General features: G+C 41.4%; 24 protein-coding genes. 22 read left to right on the top strand and 2 right to left on the bottom strand.

Going from position 1 to position 24192, the window contains the following annotated elements; genetic code table 11:
- Position 1: 1 nt before the first annotated feature.
- The 13 genes from pheA (at position 2) to yajC (ending at position 10840) form a co-directional block, all read left to right on the top strand.
- Positions 2-865 carry a prephenate dehydratase gene (pheA, locus tag B5354_RS19230; protein WP_079530645.1) on the top strand — a complete coding sequence of 288 codons (864 nt, stop codon included), beginning with the start codon at positions 2-4 and terminating at the stop codon, positions 863-865.
- 200 nt (positions 866-1065) lie between these two features.
- Positions 1066-2262: a SafA/ExsA family spore coat assembly protein gene (safA, locus tag B5354_RS19225; protein WP_079530398.1), complete on the top strand. Its 1197-nt coding sequence runs from the start codon at positions 1066-1068 to the stop codon at positions 2260-2262.
- Entirely contained in the window at positions 2219-3214 is a 996-nt protein-coding gene (locus B5354_RS19220; RefSeq protein WP_245804826.1) for a phosphotransferase, read from the top strand. Before safA ends, B5354_RS19220 begins: the two co-directional genes overlap by 44 nt.
- A 245-nt stretch (positions 3215-3459) precedes the next feature.
- Positions 3460-4206, top strand: a complete 747-nt coding sequence (gene nadE / locus B5354_RS19215; RefSeq protein WP_079530397.1) for an NAD(+) synthase — start codon at positions 3460-3462, stop codon at positions 4204-4206.
- Between the two features lie 60 nt (positions 4207-4266).
- Positions 4267-4821, top strand: a complete 555-nt coding sequence (locus B5354_RS19210; protein ID WP_079530396.1) for a YhcN/YlaJ family sporulation lipoprotein — start codon at positions 4267-4269, stop codon at positions 4819-4821.
- Between the two features lie 78 nt (positions 4822-4899).
- Positions 4900-5652 carry a YebC/PmpR family DNA-binding transcriptional regulator gene (locus B5354_RS19205; RefSeq protein WP_079530395.1) on the top strand — a complete coding sequence of 251 codons (753 nt, stop codon included), beginning with the start codon at positions 4900-4902 and terminating at the stop codon, positions 5650-5652.
- A 79-nt stretch (positions 5653-5731) separates the two neighbouring features.
- Positions 5732-6289, top strand: coding sequence for a BofC C-terminal domain-containing protein (locus B5354_RS19200; protein ID WP_079530394.1), 558 nt, complete (start codon positions 5732-5734; stop codon positions 6287-6289).
- A gap of 229 nt (positions 6290-6518) precedes the next feature.
- Positions 6519-7136, top strand: coding sequence for a Holliday junction branch migration protein RuvA (gene ruvA, locus B5354_RS19195; RefSeq protein ID WP_079530393.1), 618 nt, complete (start codon positions 6519-6521; stop codon positions 7134-7136).
- An 18-nt stretch (positions 7137-7154) separates the two neighbouring features.
- Positions 7155-8156 carry a Holliday junction branch migration DNA helicase RuvB gene (gene ruvB / locus B5354_RS19190; protein WP_079530392.1) on the top strand — a complete coding sequence of 334 codons (1002 nt, stop codon included), beginning with the start codon at positions 7155-7157 and terminating at the stop codon, positions 8154-8156.
- Positions 8153-8353, top strand: a complete 201-nt coding sequence (locus B5354_RS19185; RefSeq protein ID WP_079530391.1) for a DUF2905 domain-containing protein — start codon at positions 8153-8155, stop codon at positions 8351-8353. Before ruvB ends, B5354_RS19185 begins: the two co-directional genes overlap by 4 nt.
- A 20-nt stretch (positions 8354-8373) precedes the next feature.
- The gene (gene queA / locus B5354_RS19180) at positions 8374-9399 is read left to right on the top strand and encodes a tRNA preQ1(34) S-adenosylmethionine ribosyltransferase-isomerase QueA (RefSeq protein WP_079530390.1); all 1026 of its coding nucleotides are present in this window, start codon (positions 8374-8376) and stop codon (positions 9397-9399) included.
- A gap of 25 nt (positions 9400-9424) precedes the next feature.
- Entirely contained in the window at positions 9425-10561 is a 1137-nt protein-coding gene (gene tgt / locus B5354_RS19175) for a tRNA guanosine(34) transglycosylase Tgt (protein ID WP_079530389.1), read from the top strand.
- A 15-nt stretch (positions 10562-10576) separates the two neighbouring features.
- Positions 10577-10840: a preprotein translocase subunit YajC gene (gene yajC / locus B5354_RS19170; RefSeq protein WP_079530388.1), complete on the top strand. Its 264-nt coding sequence runs from the start codon at positions 10577-10579 to the stop codon at positions 10838-10840.
- A 75-nt stretch (positions 10841-10915) separates the two neighbouring features.
- Here yajC and B5354_RS19165 read toward each other — a convergent pair whose 3' ends face one another.
- Positions 10916-11302: a TIGR04086 family membrane protein gene (locus tag B5354_RS19165; RefSeq protein ID WP_079530387.1), complete on the bottom strand. Its 387-nt coding sequence runs from the start codon at positions 11300-11302 to the stop codon at positions 10916-10918.
- Positions 11303-11429: 127 nt separating this feature from the next.
- Here B5354_RS19165 and B5354_RS19160 point away from each other — a divergent pair, with 127 nt between their 5' ends.
- Positions 11430-12719, top strand: a complete 1290-nt coding sequence (locus tag B5354_RS19160) for an ArsB/NhaD family transporter (protein WP_079530386.1) — start codon at positions 11430-11432, stop codon at positions 12717-12719.
- Positions 12720-12778: 59 nt separating this feature from the next.
- A complete protein-coding gene (locus B5354_RS19155) occupies positions 12779-13429 on the top strand; it encodes a DUF421 domain-containing protein (RefSeq protein WP_079530385.1) in 651 nt (216 codons plus the stop codon).
- Positions 13430-13458: 29 nt separating this feature from the next.
- On the opposite strand, the gene spoVB is transcribed toward B5354_RS19155, so the two are convergent.
- Positions 13459-15015 carry a stage V sporulation protein B gene (gene spoVB, locus B5354_RS19150; RefSeq protein ID WP_079530384.1) on the bottom strand — a complete coding sequence of 519 codons (1557 nt, stop codon included), beginning with the start codon at positions 15013-15015 and terminating at the stop codon, positions 13459-13461.
- Positions 15016-15132: 117 nt separating this feature from the next.
- Between spoVB and B5354_RS19145 the strand changes: the two genes are divergently transcribed.
- The 7 genes from B5354_RS19145 (at position 15133) to dtd (ending at position 24160) form a co-directional block, all read left to right on the top strand.
- Complete coding sequence (locus B5354_RS19145) at positions 15133-15429, top strand: post-transcriptional regulator (protein ID WP_079530383.1); 297 nt, start codon at positions 15133-15135, stop codon at positions 15427-15429.
- A gap of 157 nt (positions 15430-15586) precedes the next feature.
- Positions 15587-17863 carry a protein translocase subunit SecDF gene (secDF, locus tag B5354_RS19140; protein ID WP_079530382.1) on the top strand — a complete coding sequence of 759 codons (2277 nt, stop codon included), beginning with the start codon at positions 15587-15589 and terminating at the stop codon, positions 17861-17863.
- Positions 17864-18004: 141 nt separating this feature from the next.
- Positions 18005-18349, top strand: a complete 345-nt coding sequence (locus B5354_RS19135) for a LapA family protein (protein WP_079530381.1) — start codon at positions 18005-18007, stop codon at positions 18347-18349.
- Between the two features lie 57 nt (positions 18350-18406).
- Complete coding sequence (gene recJ, locus B5354_RS19130; protein ID WP_079530380.1) at positions 18407-20734, top strand: single-stranded-DNA-specific exonuclease RecJ; 2328 nt, start codon at positions 18407-18409, stop codon at positions 20732-20734.
- Positions 20724-21236 carry an adenine phosphoribosyltransferase gene (locus B5354_RS19125; protein WP_079530379.1) on the top strand — a complete coding sequence of 171 codons (513 nt, stop codon included), beginning with the start codon at positions 20724-20726 and terminating at the stop codon, positions 21234-21236. The genes recJ and B5354_RS19125 overlap by 11 nt, the downstream gene beginning before the upstream one ends.
- Positions 21237-21486: 250 nt before the next feature.
- Positions 21487-23691: a RelA/SpoT family protein gene (locus tag B5354_RS19120; RefSeq protein WP_079530378.1), complete on the top strand. Its 2205-nt coding sequence runs from the start codon at positions 21487-21489 to the stop codon at positions 23689-23691.
- A gap of 22 nt (positions 23692-23713) precedes the next feature.
- Positions 23714-24160, top strand: a complete 447-nt coding sequence (gene dtd / locus B5354_RS19115; protein ID WP_079530377.1) for a D-aminoacyl-tRNA deacylase — start codon at positions 23714-23716, stop codon at positions 24158-24160.
- Positions 24161-24192 lie beyond the last annotated feature (32 nt).

Raw genomic sequence — 24192 nt, 5'->3', positions numbered from 1 at the left:
TATGCAACGAGTAGGATACCTTGGACCAAAAGGGACATTCACTAAAATGGCTGTTGACGCCTTCTTTGAAGAAGGACCATTTATTGGCTATGAAAGCATTCCAGCATGCCTGGAAGCGGTTGAGCGCGGGGATGTGGACTTAGGGGTCGTACCAATTGAGAACTCTATCGAAGGTTCGGTGCATTTAACGATTGATTATTTGATTCATGAAGTGAACCAAGCTGTAGTTACGGAGTTAACCGTACCAATCCGCCAGCATTTCCTAGTTCATCCGGATTATAATGGCGAAGAACTAACACACATTTATTCACACAACCAGGCGATTGCTCAATGTCAACAATTTCTTTATAGAAATTATCCTGAAGCTGAAATAGCCTATACGGCCTCCACAGCTAAAGCCGCCGAGGTGGTTGTAGAACAGGGAGTCCATTCGGCTGCAATTGGAAATCATTTAGCTGCAGAGCAAAACGGTTTGAACATTTTAACCCATAATATTCATGATTACGATAATAATCATACACGGTTTGCTGTGGTTCAGAATACACCCCTGCCGCTTGAGACGAGAGCCCATCAACCGATAAAACAGAAAACTACCGTTATGATTACGTTGCCTAAGGATTATGTAGGGGCCCTTCATCAAGTGCTTTCAGCATTTTCCTGGCGAAAGATGAACCTATCTAAAATTGAATCCAGACCAATGAAAACAGGGCTTGGCAACTATTTCTTCTTAATAGACGTCGATCAACCCTATGATGAAGTATTGTTTCCTGGAGTAAAAGCTGAGCTTGAGATGTTAGGATGTACGTTTAAACTGCTTGGAACCTACCCTAGCTATTTATTAGAAATGGATTCAGTGGCGAATTAATAACAGATAACCCGCATTATTCTCTTTAAAGAGGAATGTGGGTTTTTTTGTATAGGAAAAAGGGGACGCCTACGCTTTTGTTTTGAATCTCCAAAAATAAATATAGGCAATTTCATCAACCTTTCCTGTTTAGTTGCATAGAGTGTTATGAAGCTATTATTGTCTTTTCGATTATAGATCACAGGAAAGGAGTTGCAACTGTGAGAATTCACATTGTACAAAAAGGTGATACACTTTGGAAAATATCAAAAAAGTATGGAGTTAATTTTGAACAGCTCAAAGCTTTAAATTCTCAACTTTCTAATCCTGATATGATTATGCCAGGAATGAAGATCAAGGTTCCCCAAGGGACAAAGTCGGTGAAGAAGGAAGCGCCAAAGAAGGAAGCTCAAAAGAAAGAAGCACCAAAGAAGGAAGCTCAAAAGAAAGAAGCACCAAAAAAAGAGGCCCAGAAGAAGAAAGAAGCTCCAGCGAAGAAAGAAAACGCTGCCAAACACCCTTACAAGGATCAATCTCCTAAACCAATTCCTGTTATAAAAGAAGATGAAAAAATGCCTAAGTCTAAGCCTAAATACGAGCCTAAATCTCAGCCAATTAAGGAAAAGCCCATGATGCCGATGAATATGCCTATCCAGGAGAAGCCAATGCATAATTACTATACAACATTCCACTTACCACAGATGCCTGCACCTAACGCACCTGATCAAAAACCGGCATCAAAAGATTTTCAGAAGAAGCCTGAATCAAAAGCACCTATGCCGAATGAACCTCAACAACAGCCAGCATCTATGCCGAATGCACCCCAGCAAAAACCAGCAGCAAAGGCTAATGAACAAGAAAATGGGATGAATTCACCGGACCAAGAAGAATATTATATGCCGATGCAGCAAATGCCGACATACCCTATGATGCCTGAGGGTCAAATGATGCCTCAAGGTCAGTTGGTTTACAGTGATTGTTATTGCTGTCCGCCCCATCCAATGATGCAGCAGCCTTACCATCCGCAGCAAATGATGCCCTGGCAGGGAAATGAAATGGGATTCCCTCCGCAGCCTCATATGAACATGCCTGCACAACATATGCCGGATCCGGGGTGTGGTTGTAGTGAACACAACGATCCGATGATGCATGGATATCCTCAGCCACACATGAATGGTGGTTACCCGGATCCATTTATGAATCCGCAAGTGGGTGGTTGGTCACACCAGCCGATGTTTGCTGATCCGCAAATGGGAGGATGGCCACATCAACCTTGTCATGAAAATCCGCAAGTAGGGGGATGGCATCAGCCGCCAATGAATCCGAATAATATGGGGGGAGCTCCATTTTCTGGTGGTCCTATGGAAAATTGGAATGAAAACCAGTCATGGCGAGATGATGATGAAGATGACGAGTAGAGATAGAAAGGGCGATTCTTTTACGGATCGCCTTTTTAATTGGCTTTATACGGTCGCAGCGATGAATGTTTCCTATCATTCAACGATTAAACCTAAAATATATAAAGCTTATTATAATGGGAAACCAGTCCTTATTAAGGGCTATCGACGATCGAGAGTACTAACTCAACAAATCCGGTTTTTCAACAGCTGGTATGATGCTGAAGAGATGGCTGCTATACCTGTTCCTTTTCCAGATGGAAGCTATACGAAAAACAATTTCGGCTGGGAGTGGGGAATATTTAAATGGATTGAAGGAAGACATGCAGATTTTAAATTGGAGGAAGATCGGCATAAAACATACTCTATAATGAGACAATTTCATAGAAGCACACAAGGAATTTCCATGGTGTCTATTCCTAGAGACCCTTTATATATCAAGTGGGGCCATCGCTTAAAACAATTTGAAGACACGAAAGATGTGTTTATGACCCACCGCAAAAAAACATTGTATGATGAAATTCATATTACAATGACAAAACAACTTGCTCGTTTTACCGATCATCCCTGGGGGGAACTGGAAGAAAGGTCATGGAGGAAACATTTATGGCTCCATGGTGATGTCGCTCATCATAATTTTATAATAGATGCTCATTATAATATTAAAATTATTGATTTTGACCTCTTATACAATGGCCCAAAGATCTATGATGATATCCAATTAGCCCAAAGGTTTCTTCCCCATATGGAAGCGTGTAAATCCGACTTTTTAAAACTTTTCAAGAAAGTGGAATACCCTCGTTTGTGGTTACAAGGCGTATTAGTTCCTGCCGATTTATTGAGAGAATGGCTTTATGGATATCGGAAGTGTCTGGAAGAAGGGACTTCTGTATCTGCCCACATAAACAAATTAGATCATGCATGGCAGAGACGTAAGAAGTTTGTTCGTTACACTGAATATATGCTAAAATAAAGCATTATTAGAGGATATTCAATAAGTTACTAAATGATAAAAGGCGAATTTCTTCGTTGCTCGGTTTTTCCGGTCCTCACGTATTAATGGCATACGCTGTGGTCCTCAAAACTTTCACGCCTCGAACTTCTTGCGACGCACAGGACGTGCTAGTGTCGACTTTGTCACAGAATGTGACGCTTTTTGTCGACGTTCTCATTTGTCAACTTATTGAACATTATTAGTGTGAAAGGATGAACAAACTCGTGCAGGAAAATATAGAACAGCTGGTTAGCTGGTTACGCAAAAAGGTTAAAGAAGCAAATGTCGATGGCTTACTTGTAGGGATTAGCGGAGGAATTGATTCGGCAGTTGTTGCTCACTTAATCAAACAAGCTTGTCCCGAGCAGTCTCTAGGAGTCATCATGCCTTGTAAAAGCCGGTCCAGTGATCAAGAGCATGCTCATAAAGTTATTGAGTCGTGCGGTATATCTTCGCTCACCATTGATCTAACAGAAACACACGGTGTGCTGTTTCCCTCTATCCAGCAACAGATAAGGGACTCGGGTACATTACATGAAGTCCAGCAACAGCTGGCTGATGCAAATTTACGTGCGCGTCTCAGAATGAGCACCCTTTACACAATTGCGACAAATTACCGTTACCTTGTTGTGGGAACCGATAATGCTGCCGAATGGCATACAGGCTACTTCACCAAATTTGGTGATGGCGGTGTAGATCTTGTTCCGCTTGTTCATTTCACTAAAGGCGAGGTAAAAGAAATGGCTAAACACTTAGGGGTCCCTGATGAAGTAATTCATAAACAGCCAAGTGCCGGACTGTGGGAAGGGCAAACGGATGAGAATGAGATGGGAACAAGTTATGAAATGATTGATAAATACTTAAAAGGCGAACAAATCCCTAAGAAAGATCAGGACATTATTGACCGCCTGCATAAACGCTCGGAGCATAAACGACAGCTTCCGGCTGCACCGTCTCCAACAATTACCTAATATTAACTGAGTAAAACATTCTTCTTAGTCCATAGTAATGGAAAAAGGAGAATGTTTTTTATGTGGAAAATAATTGCTGTTTCTCTGTTGAGTAGTATGTTTCTCGTTGCTTGTCAAGCTGATGAACCTGCTGAGACAGGCAATGAAAGTTACTTTTACGAACCGGTTGAATATGGAAAAGAAGATGCCCCGAAGCAAGAAGGGAAAATTCCAACAGGTGAGGAAAACTACTTTAAGCGACGGGCAGATGAGGAAATGCGGGATACAAAATATAGCGAAACAAACAGGTCCCACGATAACGATTTCAATAATGAAGATTCCATGGAAATCACCCAGGCCGTTAATGAATTTAGAGAAGTTACTCAAACCCAAACTTTTACAAACGGTGAACGAGTGTATGTAGCGGTTATGATTAACCCACATGATCGCAGGAACGGCAAGGTGATTAGGAAGATACGTCAAAAGGTAGAACCCATGACTGATCTTCCCGTTACGATTTACTCAAACAATAGTCAGTGGGAAGATGTAAAAGACTTGAATGCAAGGTCGAAGGCTCAACAACTGCCAGAGAACCTAAGAGACAAAATCAAACATTTTTTTCAGCAGAACGATTAATCCTGATTGTTTAATATCTGTTTTCAAATGTGATATATTGTTATAGGGAAAACTTGCTCCAAGAGAGGAGAAATACCTATGGCTGGACATTCAAAATGGAACAATATTAAACGTCGAAAAGGGGCGCAGGATGCCAAGCGTGGTAAGCTGTTTATGAAGCTCGCTCGTGAAATCTTCATGGCTGCTAAAGAAGGCGGCGGAGATCAGGAAATGAATTCAAACCTTCGTTTAGCGGTAGAAAAAGCGAAATCCAACAATATGCCGAACGATAATATAGACCGGGCTATTAAAAAAGCTACAGGCGATCTCGATGGCGTAAATTATGAAGAGTTCACATACGAAGGCTATGGACCAGGCGGTGTAGCAGTAATGGTTAAAGTACTCACCGATAATAAAAACAGAACTGCTGCCGATGTTCGTCATGCCTTTAATAAAAATGATGGGAATCTTGGTGAAAATGGCTGTGTCAGCTTCATGTTTGACCGAAAAGGTTATCTAGCCATCGATAGACAATCAACTGATGCAGGTGAAGATGACTTGATGCTGGAAGTAATCGAAGCAGGTGCAGAGGAAATGGAAACTGGTGAAGAGCAGTTTGAAATTTTCACAGCACCTGAAGATTTTACGGAAGTTAAGGCATCCCTTGAAAAAGATGGATATACCTTTCAAACTTCAGAAGTGACGATGTTCCCGAGCACTTATACGCCCCTGGATAAAGAAGGCGTTGAAAAAATGTTGAAGCTGATCGATATGCTTGAAGATCATGATGACGTGCAGGACATCTATCACAATCTAGATGCGGATGATGAAATACTCGAACAGCTCTCGTAAGATGAAATCCTCCTAATAATAGCTTTTGTTTCTGTACATACTAGAAACAGAAGCTATTTTATTTGTGAGGAGGATCAACATGTTCCGATGGATTTATGGAGTTATGCTTATTCTTTCGTTTACTATATGGCAGCTTTCCGGGACCGATGAGACGTTAACAGGGGAGGATGTGCCTAAACAAAGATCGGTAGAGAGAAAAGCAGAAATGGTATCTTCTGCACCTAGTCACAAAGAGCCGGTCACCTTTCATGTTATTACTAAAAAGCACTATATAGACGGGGTTACAGAGATTACTGAGGAACAAGAGGTCATTTGGTCAATGGAAGACTTCTGGGCCAAGTACAGCGACTGGACGATCGAAGAACATGAGCTGGAGAATATGGTTTTTTCTAAACATGTTAATAAAATTTCTCCGATTACAGAACAACAGGGATACTTTGGCGTGACAGAGGATGGAGAATTGGCAGTCTTTCAAGGAACACCTAATGAAGGAAATGTAATGGAGTCATTTAATCCTATTCCACTTAAGCCCCTTGAGGCAAAAAGTAAACTAATATTGGCGGATGGAATCAAAATAACCAGTTCTGAGCATTTTCAGCAAGTCATCAGTCAATATACTGAGGCCGAAGATATGTAACACAATTGATAGATCTACTAAATTTCCGGCCGTGTTGCTGAATAGAAACTATTCATGGCCATGCTATAGACGAAAGGATGTTCAGGAGAGGTTTTCTGAACATCCTTTTTCGTTAAGAATTATTCTCATTTCCCACTTTGCTGTCCGGTTTTTCTTTTATACGAACGTGTGCTTGTGTGTTACAATAAACAGAGTGACGATAATTTAGGTTCAGAAGGGAAATAGATGAATGATTGCTTATGTAAAAGGCCTCCTGACATCAGTAGAGGACGATTCAATTACGGTTGAAACTCAAGGGGTTGGGTATGAAATTCTTTGCGCTAATCCCCTTCATTTTCAAAGCGAAAAGCACCGGGAAGTTAAAATCCATACTTTTCATTATATAAGAGAAGATCAGCAGTTACTGTTTGGCTTTAAAAAGAAAGAAGACAAGCTTTTATTTGCAAAGCTTCTGAATGTTTCTGGAATCGGTCCAAAGGGTGCACTCGCCATATTGGGATCCGTAAGTGTACCAGAATTTGTCTCGGCTATTGAACAAGAAGATGAAAAATACTTAACCCGTTTTCCCGGGGTAGGCAAGAAGACAGCCCGACAGATGATTTTGGATTTGAAAGGTAAACTGATTGTCTGGCTTCCAGAAGAAGAAAATGAAGACTCGCTTTTCTATCAGGAAGATCCTGCTGTGAAGGATAAACGAGTACATATAGAAGAAGCGCTTGAAGCTTTGAAGGCACTGGGTTATTCTGATCGCGAGCTTAAAACGGTTCACAGTGAACTGCTCAAGTCAAAACAGGGACAGGTTGATGATCTGGTTAGAAAAGGACTTCAGATGCTCATGAAATCATAGAGGGAAGGAGGTAAATCTATGGAAGAACGCATGATATCAGGAGAATTACAAGGAGAAGAACGGCAAATTGAGCTAAGCCTCCGTCCAGAAAGTCTCAATCAATATATTGGCCAAGAGAAAACAAAGGAGAACCTGCGTATTTTTATCGAAGCTGCAAAGATGCGTCATGAACCACTTGATCACGTTCTGTTGTATGGTCCTCCTGGCCTTGGTAAAACAACACTTGCTTCAATTATTGCAAATGAAATGGAAGGTCAATTTCGCTCCACATCTGGTCCGGCTATTGAACGTGCTGGGGATTTAGCAGCCATCTTATCCTCATTAGAAGCTGGGGATATTTTATTTATTGATGAAATTCATCGGCTGCCCCGTTCTGTAGAAGAAATTCTTTATCCCGCTATGGAGGACTTCTGTCTAGATATCGTTGTCGGGAGTGGTCCTAGCGCCAGGTCCGTTCGGCTGGACCTTCCGCCATTCACCCTTGTTGGTGCTACGACGCGAGCAGGCTTATTGTCAGCCCCGTTGCGTGACCGGTTTGGCGTGCATAGCCGCCTTGATTTTTATGACCCAGGTGCGTTATGTGACATCGTGGAACGGACAGCAGACATCTTTCACGTAGGGATCGCAAGAGATGCTGCTGTCGAAGTTGCGCGCAGATCCCGGGGGACGCCGCGAATTGCAAACCGCTTATTGAAGCGGGTACGTGATATTGCTCAAGTAAAAGGGGAAGATATGATCAATGAGGAAACGACTAAGACCGCGTTGAAAATGCTGCAAGTCGACGGAGAGGGACTTGACCATATTGACCATAAATTGTTAACGGCTATTATGGACAGCTTCAAAGGAGGACCTGTAGGATTAGATACGATTGCGGCTACGATTGGGGAGGAATCGCAAACGATTGAAGATGTCTACGAACCATTTTTATTACAAATGGGCTTTATTCAGCGGACACCAAGAGGCAGAATGGTGACGACGAAAGCGTACAACCATTTTAATAAAGAGGTGCCAGAAGCTTGACTGGGTTTGGAAAAATCTTTATTGTAATAGGGATTGTGTTTATCGTTATCGGAATAATTTGGAGCCTGATTGGTAAACTGCCAGGTGATATTAGTTTTAAAAAAGGCAATGTCACTTTCTATTTTCCAATTATGACTTCAATCGTAGTCAGTATAGTGTTATCACTCATTTTTTATATCATCGGCAAAATTCGTTAAGATTAGAATAGGGGATTTACATGGACGTTAAGCAATATGATTTTAATTTACCGGAAGAACTCATAGCGCAAGTACCACTATTAGATCGGTCAGCTTCTAGATTAATGGTTCTGAATCGGGACAAACATGAAATCAGCCATCATCATTTTTCTGATATTAAACAGTTTTTACAGCCTGGAGATTGCCTTGTGTTGAATGATACCCGGGTGCTGCCCGCCCGCCTCTATGGTTCGAAAGAGGATACGGGCGGTAAGGTAGAGGTCCTGCTTTTACACCAGGATCATGAAGATGAATGGGAGGTTCTAGTTAAGCCTGCAAAAAAGGTTAAACTGGGGACGAAAATTGTTTTTGGTGATGGTAAACTTGTAGCAGAGTGTATTGGACTTCAGGAACATGGGGGGAGAAAAGTACGATTCAGTTATGAAGGGATATTCCTTGAAGTACTTGAATCGCTAGGAGAGATGCCCCTTCCTCCATATATCAAGGAACAGCTTCCGGACCAGGAGCGTTATCAAACCGTGTACGCGAGAGAAGAAGGATCAGCAGCTGCCCCAACAGCGGGGTTGCATTTTACAAAGGAGCTGCTTGAAGAAATTGAGCAGAGCGGTGTTGAGATTGCCTATTTAACGCTGCACGTAGGGTTAGGGACGTTTCGTCCTGTCAGCGTTGAAAATGTTGAAGAACATGAAATGCATGCCGAATTTTATCAACTCAGTCATGAAACTGCTGAACAGCTTCAACGTGTAAAGGAGACAGGCGGAAGGATAATCTCAGTGGGGACGACTTCAACCCGCACATTGGAAACCATTATACGTGACCATGAAAGTTTTAAAGAGGCAAGCGGCTGGACGAATATTTTTATTTATCCACCTTATCAGTTAAAAGCCGTCGACGGCCTGATCACAAACTTTCATTTACCGCAATCTACACTTATTATGCTCGTCAGTGCCTTAGCAGGAAGGGACTTTATTTTAGAAGCTTATCATAAAGCGGTGGAAGAAAAATATCGGTTCTTTAGCTTTGGCGATGCCATGCTCATTTTATAAGTCGAGGAAGGAAAGGAACGAAATCATGGCAATTAGATATGAATTACTTAAAACATGTAAACAAACAGGGGCGAGACTTGGTCGTGTACACACACCGCATGGTTCGTTTGAAACGCCTATGTTTATGCCAGTAGGAACACTTGCTACGGTAAAAACGATGAGTCCTGAGGAACTGGAGAGAATGGGGGCATCGATCATTCTCTCCAATACGTATCATCTATGGCTTAGACCTGGAGAAGATATCGTTGAGGAAGCAGGCGGGCTGCATAAATTTATGAATTGGAATGGTTCCATCCTTACTGATTCTGGCGGCTTTCAAGTCTTTAGTTTAAGTGACTTGCGCCAAATAGAAGAAGAAGGAGTTCATTTCCGAAATCATATTAGCGGTGAGAAATTATTCTTATCTCCTGAAAAAGCGATGCACATTCAAAACTCTCTCGGGGCCGATATTATGATGGCTTTTGATGAATGTCCTCCCTATCCTGCTGAGCATGATTATATGAAAAAGTCAGTAGAGCGTACAAGCCGATGGGCAGAACGTTGTTTAGAAGGTCATCAAAAACCTGACACCCAGGGCTTGTTTGGCATTGTACAAGGAGGGGAATATGAGGACTTGCGTCAACAAAGTGCAAAAGACCTTACCTCCCTTGATTTCCCCGGTTATGCCATTGGGGGATTATCTGTTGGTGAACCAAAGGATGTTATGAACAAGGTGCTTGATTTCACCACACCGCTCTTACCTGATCATAAACCACGTTATCTTATGGGAGTAGGCTCTCCAGATTCTCTTATTGATGGCTCTATTCGGGGTATTGATATGTTTGACTGTGTACTTCCTACACGAATTGCAAGGAATGGCACCTGTATGACTTCACAGGGGCGTCTTGTTGTAAGAAACGCAAAGTTTGCCCGAGATTTTCGTCCAATTGATGAACAATGTGATTGCCATACATGCAGGAATTATAGCCGTGCCTACATCCGTCATCTTGTGAAAGCAAATGAAACGTTTGGCTTCAGGCTTACTACTTATCATAATCTGTATTTTTTGTTAAAATTAATGAGGCAAGTTCGTGAGGCCATTAGAGAAGATCGACTCGGTGACTTTAGAGAAGAATTCTTTGAACAGTATGGTTTCAACAAACCAAATGCAAAGAACTTTTAGAAAGGGGGAATATGAATGGATACATTAGTTGGGTTATTGCCGATTATTCTGATGTTTGTTATATTTTATTTCCTGTTAATCCGTCCACAACAGAAGAAGCAAAAGAAAGTGCAGCAAATGCAGACGGAACTTCAAAAGGGAGATAGAATCATTACCATTGGAGGTCTACATGGGACAATCCATGCATTGGACGAAGCTACATTAATTATTAGTTCACAGGATGGTACACAAATGAAGTTTGACCGTTCCTCTGTACGTGAAAAGCTTAATCAAGATTAATGGAAAAATCCCGCAAACAGCGGGATTTTTTTTAGTATTTTCAAGGAAATTAGTAATCACTTCACTAGCCACTAGCTATTTTTTCTCGGTTGTTCTTCTTGGCATATTGACCCCGATCATCCCTCCTAATAATGCAGCAATTACCAGTCCTCCAAAATAGCTCAACTGTGTGAGAGAAACCCACGAATTCTCAAATATTAATTGAAATCCAATCATAGCTAATGCGAAAATCAGTCCTGTTAAAATACCAGACAACCATCCTTTCTGTTCAGCTTTATAGGCGGCAATAAGGCCGCCAAAGGCCAGGATGGTTAAGCCGGCTACTAATGAAATTTGATTGAGGGTATCGATATCAATAGTTGTAAAACGCAGTAGGATAGCTAGAACAGCAGCAACCACTACCATCAATAACAGTATCGAACCTATGCCATAGCCAAGAACACCTTGCAGGAGTTTCTTCAAGAACATCATCCCCTTTTATTAGCTTGTCTTCTAAACTATATGCATAAATCCCCTATAGATAGAAGTAGATATTTTACTGACCTTTTGAATAGGTATAAGAAAAGTACCGTTTAAAAGGAGTATGTGTATGACAACAATACTTGCTTTATTGATCTTTGTGATTAGCTATTGCTTAATTATGACGGAGAAGTGGAATAGGGCACTTATAGCTTTAGCTGGGGGAGTGTTGCTCCTTATTACTCAAGTATTGGATTGGGAAGAGGCGCTAGGCTTTATTGACTGGGAAACCGTCGCTCTCCTGTTCTCCATGATGGTACTTGTTTCGATTACAAAAAAGACTGGGATTTTTACATTTGCCGCTATAAAACTGGCCCAGGCAGTTCAAGGAAAACCTATTCCTTTACTTGTCGTTACTGCAATGTTTACAGCAATTGGTTCCGCCTTTTTAGATAATGTGACGACAGTGATGCTATTTGTTCCAGTGCTGTTAACCTTAATCGAACGCCTTCATCTGCCAGCGTTTCCTTATTTGCTGACAACGATTCTTTGCTCTAATATAGGAGGCACTGCCACACTGATTGGCGACCCGCCCAATATTATGATCGGACAGGCGGTGGAGCATTTTTCCTTCCTTTCCTTCCTTTATCATCTTGGGCCTGTCGTCCTGATTATTTTTGTAGTTGTATTAGGACTCGTCCTGTTTCTTTTTAAAAACCAACTGGCTTATAACCAACGACTTGCAAACCAATTACTTGATATGAATGCCCGAGAGCATGTAGTCGTGGATAAATTGCTGTTTCATTCTGTCCTTGTGATGATACTGACAATTGCAGGTTTTATGCTTCATCCTTTTATCCATATGGACATTACGACCATAGCTGTAAGTGGTGCTCTTCTATTATTATTTTTATCAGACAAGCAGCTTGCAGCGGAACGCGTTTTCCAAGAAGTTGAATGGGTTACTCTGTTTTTCTTTATCGGCTTATTTATATTAGTGGGTGGACTTGAAAAGGTGGGTATTATAGATGAAATTGCCCGGGGTATGATGGTCGTTTCCGGCGGTGATATGCCCGTCACCTCACTTATGATGCTTTGGGCATCTGGTTTGTTATCGGGGATCGTCGATAATATCCCTTTTGTGGCAGCCATGATCCCTGTTGTTCAAGAACTTCAAGGTTATGGAATGATGAATGTCGATCCGGTGTGGTGGTCTCTTGCTTTAGGGGCCTGCTTAGGAGGTAACGCTACCCTCATAGGGGCTTCAGCGAATGTTGTAGTGGCTGGCATAGCGGCGAGTCATAAACATCCTATTTCTTTCGTGAAATTTGCGCTTTATGGTATTCCTGTTATGCTGCTTTCGCTAGTGATTTGCACGGTTTATGTGGTCTTACGTTATTTGGTCCCTTTTTTATCATAAATATGCTTATTTTAGGTCATGTTATAAGAAGCAGGTGATATTGAAGGGTTGATGGTGGTATGTTTCTAAGTGCGATGATTATTCGGACCGTATTTACGTACGTTATCATTCTGGTTGTCTTTCGTTTGATGGGGAAGCGCGAAATTGGCGAGTTGAGTGTTATGGATCTAGTTGTCTTTATCATGCTTGCAGAAATTGCAGTTTCTCTAATTGAAAAGCCGGAAGCCTCTGTAATGCAAGCATTAGTTCCTATGCTGATTCTTTTATTAATTCAGTGGGGAAGCGCCTTTTTTTCTTTAAAAAGCCAGCGCTTTAGAACGTGGTTTGATGGTAAGCCATCTATGCTAATAAAGCATGGAAGAATTGATGAAAGGGAAATGAGAAAGCAGCGGTACAATTTCTCGGATTTACTTCTGCAGCTCCGTGAACAAGGAATACAACAAATTGACAGGGTGGCCTATGCCATTCTTGAACCATCTGGTAAATTATCAGTTTTTGAGAGAGAAAAAGATGGAAATTCGGGGTATGCCGTCATCTTGATTGCAGATGGTAAAGTCCAGTATAGTGGTTTAAAACAAACTAGAAAAAACAAAGCATGGTTAATGAATGAAGTGAAAAAACAAGGATACACATCGTTCGAAGACATTTCGTTATGTTCGATTAATGACCAAGGTGAAATCTGGATTGATGAGAAAGACGAATATACTTAAAAAAGTAACCCGCAAAGCACTTATGCGGGTTACTTTTGTTTGAATATTCTCCCCCAGGGGATAAGTTTCCATTCACTTACATAGAGCATTCTGCAGACAAATAAAAGAATGAGATAAACAATGGTTAATACGATCCCCATCGCCATGAGCTGCGTTAAAGGCTGACTAGCGGCCAGCCAGTGTGCCTTAAGCTGGTAACCAATCCAGCCTGTCGCAATAATCACAGTAGAGAAACGAAGTACTAATAAAGGAGGCAACCTGAAATTTGCATGGCGAATTAAGACCGATAAATGCAGAATTGTAACTACAACTACACCTACCACCATGGCTATGGCTACACCGTGAATACCAAATTCAGGTTTAGACGCTAAGCCCACGAGCACTACGAATTTTATCAATGCACCAATCAGGGTATTCCACATGGCGGACTTTGCCAGATCGAGCGCTTGCAAGCTTGCCTGCAATGGTGTTTGAATGTAATGAAGTAAAAAGAACGGGGCCATAAACTGCAGCAGGAATGCTGCATTGCTTGTACCGTAAATCGTCATTAAAATAATAGATGGAAATATCATGAAAATAATAGTGACGAGCCCACCAGAAGCTAGAGAGAGACGAATCGATTGTAAAATCCGATATTGAATGGTATTCCCTTTACTCATAGCAGCTGCTTCACTAATGGAAGGAACTAATGCAGCAGAAAGAGCATGCGTTAAAAATGTCGGCAGGAAGAGTAATGGCAAAATATATCCCGTAAGCTCCCCGTATTGTTTTGTTGATTCAATGGCTGTTAACCCTGCAAAAGCAAGACTTTGAGCGACTAAGATAGGTTCAAAGAAGTGTGTGATGGAACCGATGAAGCGGCTTCCGGTAGTTGGTAATGCAATTGTCATGAGCTGATTCAGTGTGTTTTTACCTTCTTGGACATGCTTTTTCCACGTTTTACGTAATTTGAATTTTTTATGAATGTTAAATCGTCTCGTCATATAAATCAGTGAAACAAATTCACCTAAGATGACGGCAATCATAGCTCCGGCTGCTGCATACTCAATTCCATATGGGTAGAAAAGTTTTGTTAAAATAAAAACAGCTGAAATTCGGACGACTTGTTCAATAACTTGTGATATAGCTTGCGGCTTCATGTTTTGCCGCCCCTGAAAGTAGCCTCTTAATACAGATGAAATCGCAACAATCGGAAGAATCGGAGTAATAGCGAGCAGTGGAGCTAGTGCTCTTTCATCGGTTAAAAAGTAGTTAGCTACAAGCGGTGAGAGCATGAATAGTCCGACTGTGAATACAATGCTTAATGTTCCAGTTATTGTAAGAGACACCGCTAAAATACGTTTAATCTGACGTTCGTTTCCAACAGCCTCTGCTTCAGAAACCCTTTTAGCTATGGCCACGGGAAGACCAAATTGTGTGATCGTATAGGCTAAAAATAATGTAGGAAGAGCCATCATGTAAAGCCCAACGCCTTCTTCTCCCATTACACGGGCGAGAACGATACGATTGATAAACCCGAGCAAACGAGTGACAAGTCCTGCAACTACTAGAATCAGTGCTCCGTGTAGAAAGGTTTGTTTAGACATAATAGATCCGCCTTCTCAAAGAATTGAAATTCAGCTACAATGAAGTATATGCGATAAGATGGACAAGGCATGACAATAGATTTTGTCTAGATAACTTATAGGTGGTGGTATCTAAAAATGGAAGAGACAAAACATATTCGTGAATGGAAAGATGAAGTAAAGCCAGTTCTAATTAGTAAAAAAGAAGAATTTATAAGTATGGGTTACGCTGAAGCAACAACAGAAGATATATGGAAATGCTTGGAGAAAAAAATATGGAAGAAGGATGTCGAGAAAAGGTTACATGAAGTTGTTCAGGACATCTTTCATTTAAGTACCAACAAATATGTCAGCTACCTTACAGTCGAAGCTTATCAGGAAGATGACTTGGCGGCGTCTATTCAAGCACTGTCTAATGAAAGTAACTCAGATTGACATCTTTTGGCTAAGTATTATAATGAGTCTATTGTTGTTAGCTGTTGAATGATGGTAATAACGGAATGTGAGAGGCTTATAGAAGGATATAAATGGCATCTTGATGCTTTTTCTATTACATAAGCTAGAAGCGTGAAATGAAGGGGGCAAAAGCGTTATGGTCAAACGGGGTCGAATTGTTGCCTTTTTTCTAGTAGTGATCTTAGTAGCTGCTACAATTGGCACAACCATAACTGGTGTGACAAAAGATATTAATTTAGGGTTGGACCTGCAAGGCGGTTTTGAAATTCTTTACGATGTTGAGCCGTTGAATGAAGGTCAGGAAATAAATCGAACAGCCCTGGAAGCGACCGTTGAGTCATTAACTCGACGTGTGAACACTTTAGGAATTAGTGAAGCGAACATTTCTATCGAAGATGAATCAAAAATTCGTGTTCAATTAGCTGGAGTTGAGAATCAAGAAGAAGCAAGGGAGCTTTTATCCACTACGGCTGAATTATCGTTCAGAGGTGTAGAAGGAAAAGAATATATGGATGGCTCGGACATAGTAGAGGGAAGCGCTCAGCAGACGTATGACCAGATGAATAATCCAGCTGTCTCCTTAGAAGTGAAGAGTGCATCTCAATTCTATGAAGTATCTAAAGATATTGTAAATAAGGAACAGGATCCAAGCACGCCTTATCGTGATGATTTATTGGTCATCTGGCTGGATTATGATGAAGATACTTCCTTTGCAGAAGAATATGGATCTGAGGATCCAGCATATTTATCTGCACCTGCTTTTTCAGATGGACCAGTTAGAAGTGATACGGTTCAAATAACCGGTGACTTTACAGTAGAGTCGGCCAAGCAGCTGGCGGATCTTATTAATGCAGGTTCCCTTCCTGTCGAACTGGAGGAAACCTATTCTACATCTGTTGGAGCTCAATTTGGTGAACAGGCGATGAACAAAACAGTCATAGCCGGTTTGATTGGGATCGCGTTAATTTTCATTTATATGATTGTTTACTATCGATTCCCTGGTGTCATATCTGTTGTTACCCTTTCTGCCTATATTTATTTAGTACTTCTCGTATTTGAACTGTTGCAAGGGATTCTTACATTACCAGGAATTGCCGCGATTATTTTAGGTGTAGGTATGGCGGTTGATGCCAATATTATTACCTACGAGCGGATTAAGGAAGAACTGAAGGCCGGCAAGTCTGTGAAGTCTGCATTTAAAGCCGGTAATAAACGATCATTGACGACCATTTTAGATGCGAACATTACAACCTTAATCGCAGCTGCTGTTCTTTTTACTTTTGGTACAAGTTCTGTCAAAGGGTTTGCTACCATGCTGATTATAAGCATTTTGGTCAGTTTCATTACATCCGTTTATGCCAGCCGCCTCTTCTTGGGTCTATGGGTGAATAGCCGGTTCTTAAACAAGCGCCCGAGATGGTTCGGAGTTAAACCGGATGAAGTTCATTCCCTTAAGGATGGTGAGGAGCCTGAAGCCACATTCCTTAATCGTAAGTTTGATTTAGTTGGGGCACGAAAACGTTTCTTTTCCTTATCTATCTTATTAATTGTAGTAGGGGGAATCGTGTTAGGTGTATTCGGGCTAAATTTGGGTATTGACTTTACAAGTGGTTCACGCGTTTCAATTCTATCCAACGAAAAGATTGAAGCGGAACAAGTCGAAGAAACCTTTGAAAGCGAATTTGGATTAGATCCGAAACAAGTTGTCATCTCTGGTGACCAAAGCCGAATCGCTGTAGCACGTTTCGAAACAGAATTAAGTAAGGCAAAGGTAGCTGAAGTACAAAATTATTTCAAAGAAGAGTATGGAAGCACGCCTAATATTAGTACTGTTTCGCCTATAGTCGGACAGCAATTAGCAAAAAATGCAGCTCTATCCGTCTTATATGCCGCTATAGGAATCATTATTTATGTGGCGATAAGGTTTGAATTATTCTTTGCCGTGACGGCTATTTTAGCCCTGCTGCACGATGCCTTTTTCATGATTGTGTTATTTAGTGTCACTCAATTAGAATTTGATGTGACCATCATCGCAGCCATTTTGACGATAGTCGGGTATTCGATAAATGATACGATTGTGACATTTGACCGTATCCGGGAAAATGTCAGGATGAAGAAGAAAGTCAAATCATTTAAAGAGCTGGCTAAAATCGTAAACGATAGTTTACTTCAGACGATGGCTCGAAGTCTTAATACAGTTCTTACTGTAGTCTTTGCAGCGGTTATGTTGTTTGTGTTCGGTGCTTCTTCGATTACGAACTTTGCATTTGCTCTTGTAGTCGGATTAATTGCCGGTACGTATTCATCTCTTTTCATCGCAGCCCAGCTGTGGCTCGTATGGCGAGGTAAGAACATCAAAGAAAAACCAATTGAATTTAGTAAGAAGAAAAATACGGGTGGTCCCCAAGTATAATTCGAACCAAAAAAGCGATTGTCCTTTCAAAGGGCAGTCGTTTTTTCTACTCTTTAGATGAGTATGATCGGATTATTTCTTCGCTGATCAGGGTATAAAGGTATATGAAATGATGGATAGATAGGATGGAAGAGGGGGAAAATGAAAGGACAGACCTATATCATTCTTGCGCTCATATTTGCTTTAGTAATTGCTGTGTTCGCTGTTATTAATGTAGACCCTGTTCAAGTTAATTATTTATTTGGGACAGGGGAAGCACCATTGATATTAATCATTATCATCTCTGTTCTAATGGGGGTGCTTGTAACAGCATTAGCAGGAGCGGTCCGATTGTTTAAGCTGCAGCGTGAAAACCGTTCACTCAAGCATCAGCTTAAGAAGTCTACAAGTATTGATATGCAGACAGAAGAATTTGATCAATCCCATACAGATGCAAGTCTTGGTAAAGAGGTTCAGTCTGAGGATTCAGATTCGAAAGAAAAATAAGTGTAGTTTGCTCCCCCTGATTCCCTCTTGTATAATAAATGGGTCAGGGGTGAATTCATGTTACAAAGTAAAATGAAATGGAAGTTTACATATAATGACCAACAACACTCTTCCGATGCTGTTTCTATCAAGGGAATGTCAGATATGAAGAGACGTCTCCTTGAAAAAAGGAACTTGACTGAACCAGAAGCTATTGACCGTTTTCTTCATCCTTCGTTGGATGATCTCCATGGTCCTTTTTTGATGGAAGATATGGAACGAGCCATCGAAAGAGTCCAGACAGCGATCAGAAACGGTGAACCAATTCTCGTTTTTGGGGATTACGATGCTGATGGAGTAAGCTCGACAACAGTTATGATGGAAGCGTTGACTGAAGCGGGGGCGGATTGCGAGTTCTACATCCCGAACCGGTTTACAGAGGGCTATGGTCCGAACGAGGCGGCTTTTAGACAAGCTGCGGAAAATGGCTTTTCTCTAATCATTACGGTGGATACAGGGATTGCAGCTATCCCAGAAGCTGATATAGCCAAAGAGCTTGGCATAGACTTGATTATTACAGATCACCATGAAGTGCAAGAGGTGCTGCCGGAAGCTTTTGCGATCATTCATCCCAAAACTTCTGAAAGCTATCCATTTAATGAACTCGCTGGTGTTGGAGTAGCTTTCAAGTTTGCTGCCGCATTGTTAGGCAGGTTACCAAATCATTTGCTAGATATGGTGGCCATTGGAACGGTGGCTGATCTCGTTCCCTTGCAAGATGAAAATCGTGTGCTTGTTACATACGGTTTAAAAGCAATTGCCCGATCGAATAGGTTGGGAATTAGAGCGTTAATAAAGGTAGCGGGTATAGAGGGTGAAGTGGATGAAGAAACGATTGGATTTACCATTGGTCCACGCGTAAACGCTGTTGGACGCTTGCAGGATGCGAATCCCGCTGTGGAGTTGTTTTTAACAGAGGATCCCGAGGAAGCAGACCGTTTAGCTGTATTTATTAATCAACTCAATCAGGAACGTCAAAAAATTGTTGCTGACACAGCAAAGGAAGCAGAACGAATGCTCACGAGCGGGGAGCAGGAGCTTAGTGAAGTGATCGTAGTAGCTAAGGAAGGCTGGAATCCGGGGGTTCTAGGGATTGTCGCTTCAAAGCTAGTTCGGACGTTTGAGCGACCGGCCATTGTATTGGCGATTGACCCGGAAACACAACAAGCAAAAGGTTCAGCGCGCAGTATTGAAGCTTTTGACCTTTTTGCGAATTGTATGGAAGTAAGGGAGACGTTCCTTCATTTTGGCGGCCACGCCCAGGCTGCCGGGATGACGCTTAGTGTGGAGAATATTGATGAACTAAGACAACAGTTAAGCCACTTAGCACAACAGAAACTTGCGGCAGATGATTACCAGCAGGTTCTTGATATCGAAATGTCTATTGAAATAGGGGACGTTTCTTTGCAGCAGATTGAGGAAGTGAATAAACTCCGGCCATTTGGCATGGGGAATCCGAAACCATTATTTCACTTAAAGCACTCCCCGAAAGAACTTAGACTAATCGGAAGCCGTAAAAACCACCTTAAAGTGCTCTTTCAGGAGGAGGCTGCAAAGTTAGACGGGATTGCTTTTGGTATGGGGGATATGTATCCGCACATTTCTCCACATGCCGAGCTTGAAGTAGTTGGCGAATTAGGAATTAATGAATGGAATGGAAAGAAAAATCCTCAAATTATGGTGAAAGATTTACAGATCCAGTCGTGGCAGCTGTTTGACTTGAGAGGTTCAAAACATCTTGACAAACAAATCACTCTTTCTGAACAGGAAACGTATGCTGCTGTAAGTTTTCGGCAATCTTCGTCCACCTCTATTCCATTTCAACTTCCCGTCTATACCCCGTCAGATTTGGCTGCCCTTTCGGAGGTTGATAGTCTATTGCTTATTGATTTACCTGAAAGGCTCACCGATTTATCTGATTTGATACGGGAAATTAAGCCGGGTAAAGTGTACGCATGTTATCAAGTTGAAGACAGTGCTTTTTTAAAAACATGGCCTAGCCGCGACCATTTTAAATGGTTTTATGGTATGCTAGTAAAGCGTGAATCGTTCCATTTGAAACAAGACCGCGACAAATTAGCTGCCCGAAAAGGGTGGGACCGTTCCATGGTTGATTTTATTTCTCAGGTGTTTTCTGAGCTAGGTTTTGTTAAAATGGAAGATGAATTTTTAACGATTAATTCAACCCCTTCACATAGAGATTTAACGGAGTCTATTCTATATCAGGAAAGAAAAAATCAATTATATGTAGAACAATCCTTATATTATTCGACTTATAAAGAGTTGAAGAGTTGGTTTGATGAGCAGAGAAACAGCCTCAGGGAGGAAGTAGTAAATGGATTATAAAGAACACATCGCAATTGTACAGGACTGGCCAAAAGAAGGAATTACATTTAAAGATATAACCCCACTTATGGATAATGGAAAAGTTTTTAAATCTGCAGTTGACGAAATTGTAGACTACTCAAAGGATAAAGAAATTGATTTAGTAGTCGGCCCGGAAGCTCGCGGTTTTATCGTAGGATGCCCAGTGTCCTATGCTCTGGAGGTCGGTTTCGCTCCAGTAAGAAAAGAAGGGAAGCTTCCGAGGGAAACCATTAAAGTGGATTATGGTCTTGAATACGGTAAGGATGTACTTACCATTCATAAAGATGCGATTAAACCGGGTCAAAGAGTCCTGATTGTAGACGATTTATTAGCAACAGGAGGAACAATTGAAGCAACAATTGCATTAGTAGAACAACTCGGAGGAGTAGTAGCAGGCTGTGCCTTTCTCGTTGAACTGACTTACTTAGACGGTCGTGAAAAGCTTAACGGGTATGATGTACTTACATTAATGCAATATTAAAAGAACGAGAGTGTCCTTTTCAGGGCGCTCTTTGTTTTACACGTGAGGGAGTTCGGTTAATGGTTGTGCTGAGTTGCTGCCCCTAACCGAGCTTCTTAATCTCTGTACGTGCAAATACGAAATGTGTAAAGGATGAATAAGTAAATCACGTTTTTTAGACGTTTTTCCTTTACAATTGACAAGCTTTTTTTGATAATGGTAAGCAAACCACAAATTTTGTGAAGAAGCATACAGAAATCAGGGTGATGATATGGCTAAAGATAACATACTTACAGCTGAAGAAGTAATAGAGCAGGCGGGACGCTATATGAATAAAGATGACCTTGCATTTATTCGCAAGGCTTTTGAGTTTGCCAATGAGGCTCACAGCGAGCAATTCCGAAAGTCTGGAGAGCCGTACATTATCCACCCGATTCAAGTTGCTGGAATTCTGGTTAACCTTGAGATGGATCCTGAAACGATTGCAGGCGGTTTTCTTCACGATGTGGTAGAAGATACGGAGATAAAATTAGAAGAGATTGAGGAAACATTTAATACTGAAGTTTCCATGCTAGTTGATGGTGTAACTAAATTAGGGAAAATTAAATATAAATCAAAAGAAGCACAGCAAGCTGAGAACCATCGTAAAATGTTTGTAGCGATGGCTAAAGATATGCGGGTAATTTTAATAAAACTGGCTGATCGATTGCACAATATGCGAACATTAAAGCATCTTCCTCCAGAGAAACAGCGGAGAATTTCAAATGAAACTTTAGAAATCTTCGCACCGTTGGCTCACCGTCTTGGAATTTCTACCATTAAGTGGGAACTGGAAGATACTGCGTTACGTTATTTAAATCCACAACAGTATTATAGGATTGTTCATTTAATGAAGCAGAAGCGTAACGAAAGAGAGTCTTATATAGATGAAGTCATTGATGAAATTCGTGAGCAGTTGAAAGATGTAAATATTGAAGCAGATTTGAATGGTCGTCCCAAACATTTATATAGTATTTATCGCAAGATGGTCTTGCAAAACAAACAATTTAACGAAATTTATGATTTACTGGCTGTCAGAATACAAGTTGACAGCATAAAAGACTGTTATGCCGTGTTAGGTATTATCCATACATGCTGGAAACCAATGCCTGGACGATTTAAAGACTATATTGCCATGCCTAAGCCCAACTTATATCAATCGTTGCATACTACCGTTATCGGTCCAAAAGGTGATCCTCTGGAAGTTCAGATTCGAACTCACGATATGCATGAGATCGCCGAATACGGAATTGCTGCTCATTGGGCATACAAAGAAGGTAAACAGACGCCAGCGGTTCAATCTTTTGAAGAAAAACTCACCTGGTTCCGAGAAATTTTGGATTGGCAAAATGAAACACATGATGCAGAAGAATTTATGGAATCATTAAAAGTTGATCTGTTTTCAGATATGGTCTATGTTTTCACACCTAAAGGGGATGTGATTGAACTGCCGTCAGGGTCTGTGCCGATTGATTTTGCCTATCGAATTCATACGGAGGTAGGAAACCAGACCATTGGGGCAAAGGTGAATGGGAAAATGGAGCCGCTTGATTATCAATTGAAGACGGGCGACATCGTTGAAATGATGACCTCCAAGCACTCATATGGGCCTTCCAAGGACTGGATTAAGCTTACCCAAACATCTCAAGCTAAAAATAAAATTAAACAGTTTTTCAAACGGCAGCGAAAAGAGGAAAACGTTACAAAAGGCCGCGAAATGGTGGAACGGGAAATACGGAACTTTGATATTCAGCCGAAAGAAGTTTTCACGGTGGATAATCTTAACCGTGTGGCTGAAAAGTTTAATTTTACTAATGAAGAAGACATGTTTGCGGCTGTCGGCTATCAAGGGATTACAGCTGCCCAAATTGCAACACGGTTAACTGAGAAAATCAGGAAACAAAAGCAAAAAGAGCAGAATTTGGAGGAGACCTTGGCTGATGTCACCACCACCGAAATTAAGAGTTCCTCAAAGAATGGCAAAAGAGACTCAGGCGTTCGAGTAGAGGGAGTGGACAACCTTCTTGTTCGTTTGTCCAAATGCTGCAACCCTGTACCTGGCGACGAGATCGTCGGTTATATAACGAAGGGCAGAGGGGTATCCGTTCACCGGGCGGATTGCCCAAATGTCCATACAGAGGAAGCTAGAGCTAGATTACTACCTGTTCACTGGGAGAAAGGTCCACAGGATACCAAACAATATCATGTTGATTTGGAAATATGGGGCTATGATCGCCGCGGGTTGCTAAATGAGGTGCTGCAGGCCGTCAATGAAACGAAGACGAACATTACGGCTGTATCTGGGAAGTCTGATCGTAACAAGATGGCAACGATCCATATTACCATTCTAATCCAAAATACAGATCACTTACGTAAGATTGTTGAGCGGATCAAACAAATTCACGACGTGTATACAGTTCGTCGTGTCATGCAATAAGTGTAGAGGGAGAAGATGTAGCATGAGAGCTGTAATACAAAGAGCGGTAAACGCCTCTGTTGAAGTTGAAGAGCAGCAAACGGGAGCGATCCATGAAGGACTTGTTGTTATGCTGGGGGTCACGCATGAAGATACGGAAGAAGATGCTCGCTATTTGGCAAATAAAATTCCTCACTTGAGAATTTTTGAAGATGAGGATGGAAAAATGAACCACTCTTTACATGATGTTAAAGGTGGGTTACTTTCCATATCTCAGTTCACCCTATACGGAGATACTCGTAAAGGGAGACGTCCTAATTTTATGGAAGCAGCGAAACCTGATATCGCTAATCAATTATACGAACGCTTCAATGAAATGGTGAAAGGTGAGGGGATAAAGGTTGAAACTGGTGCATTTGGGGCTATGATGAATGTACAGTTAACGAATTCTGGACCTGTAACCCTTATATTGGATAGTAAGAATAGATAAAAAGAAGCCCGCAGCTTAGCTGCGGGCTTCTT

Source organism: Halobacillus hunanensis, assembly GCF_900166655.1.
GTDB lineage: Bacteria > Bacillota > Bacilli > Bacillales > Halobacillaceae > Halobacillus_A > Halobacillus_A hunanensis.
The sequence above is the reverse complement of the archived record's forward strand: the minus strand, read 5'-3'. Positions and strand labels throughout refer to the sequence as shown.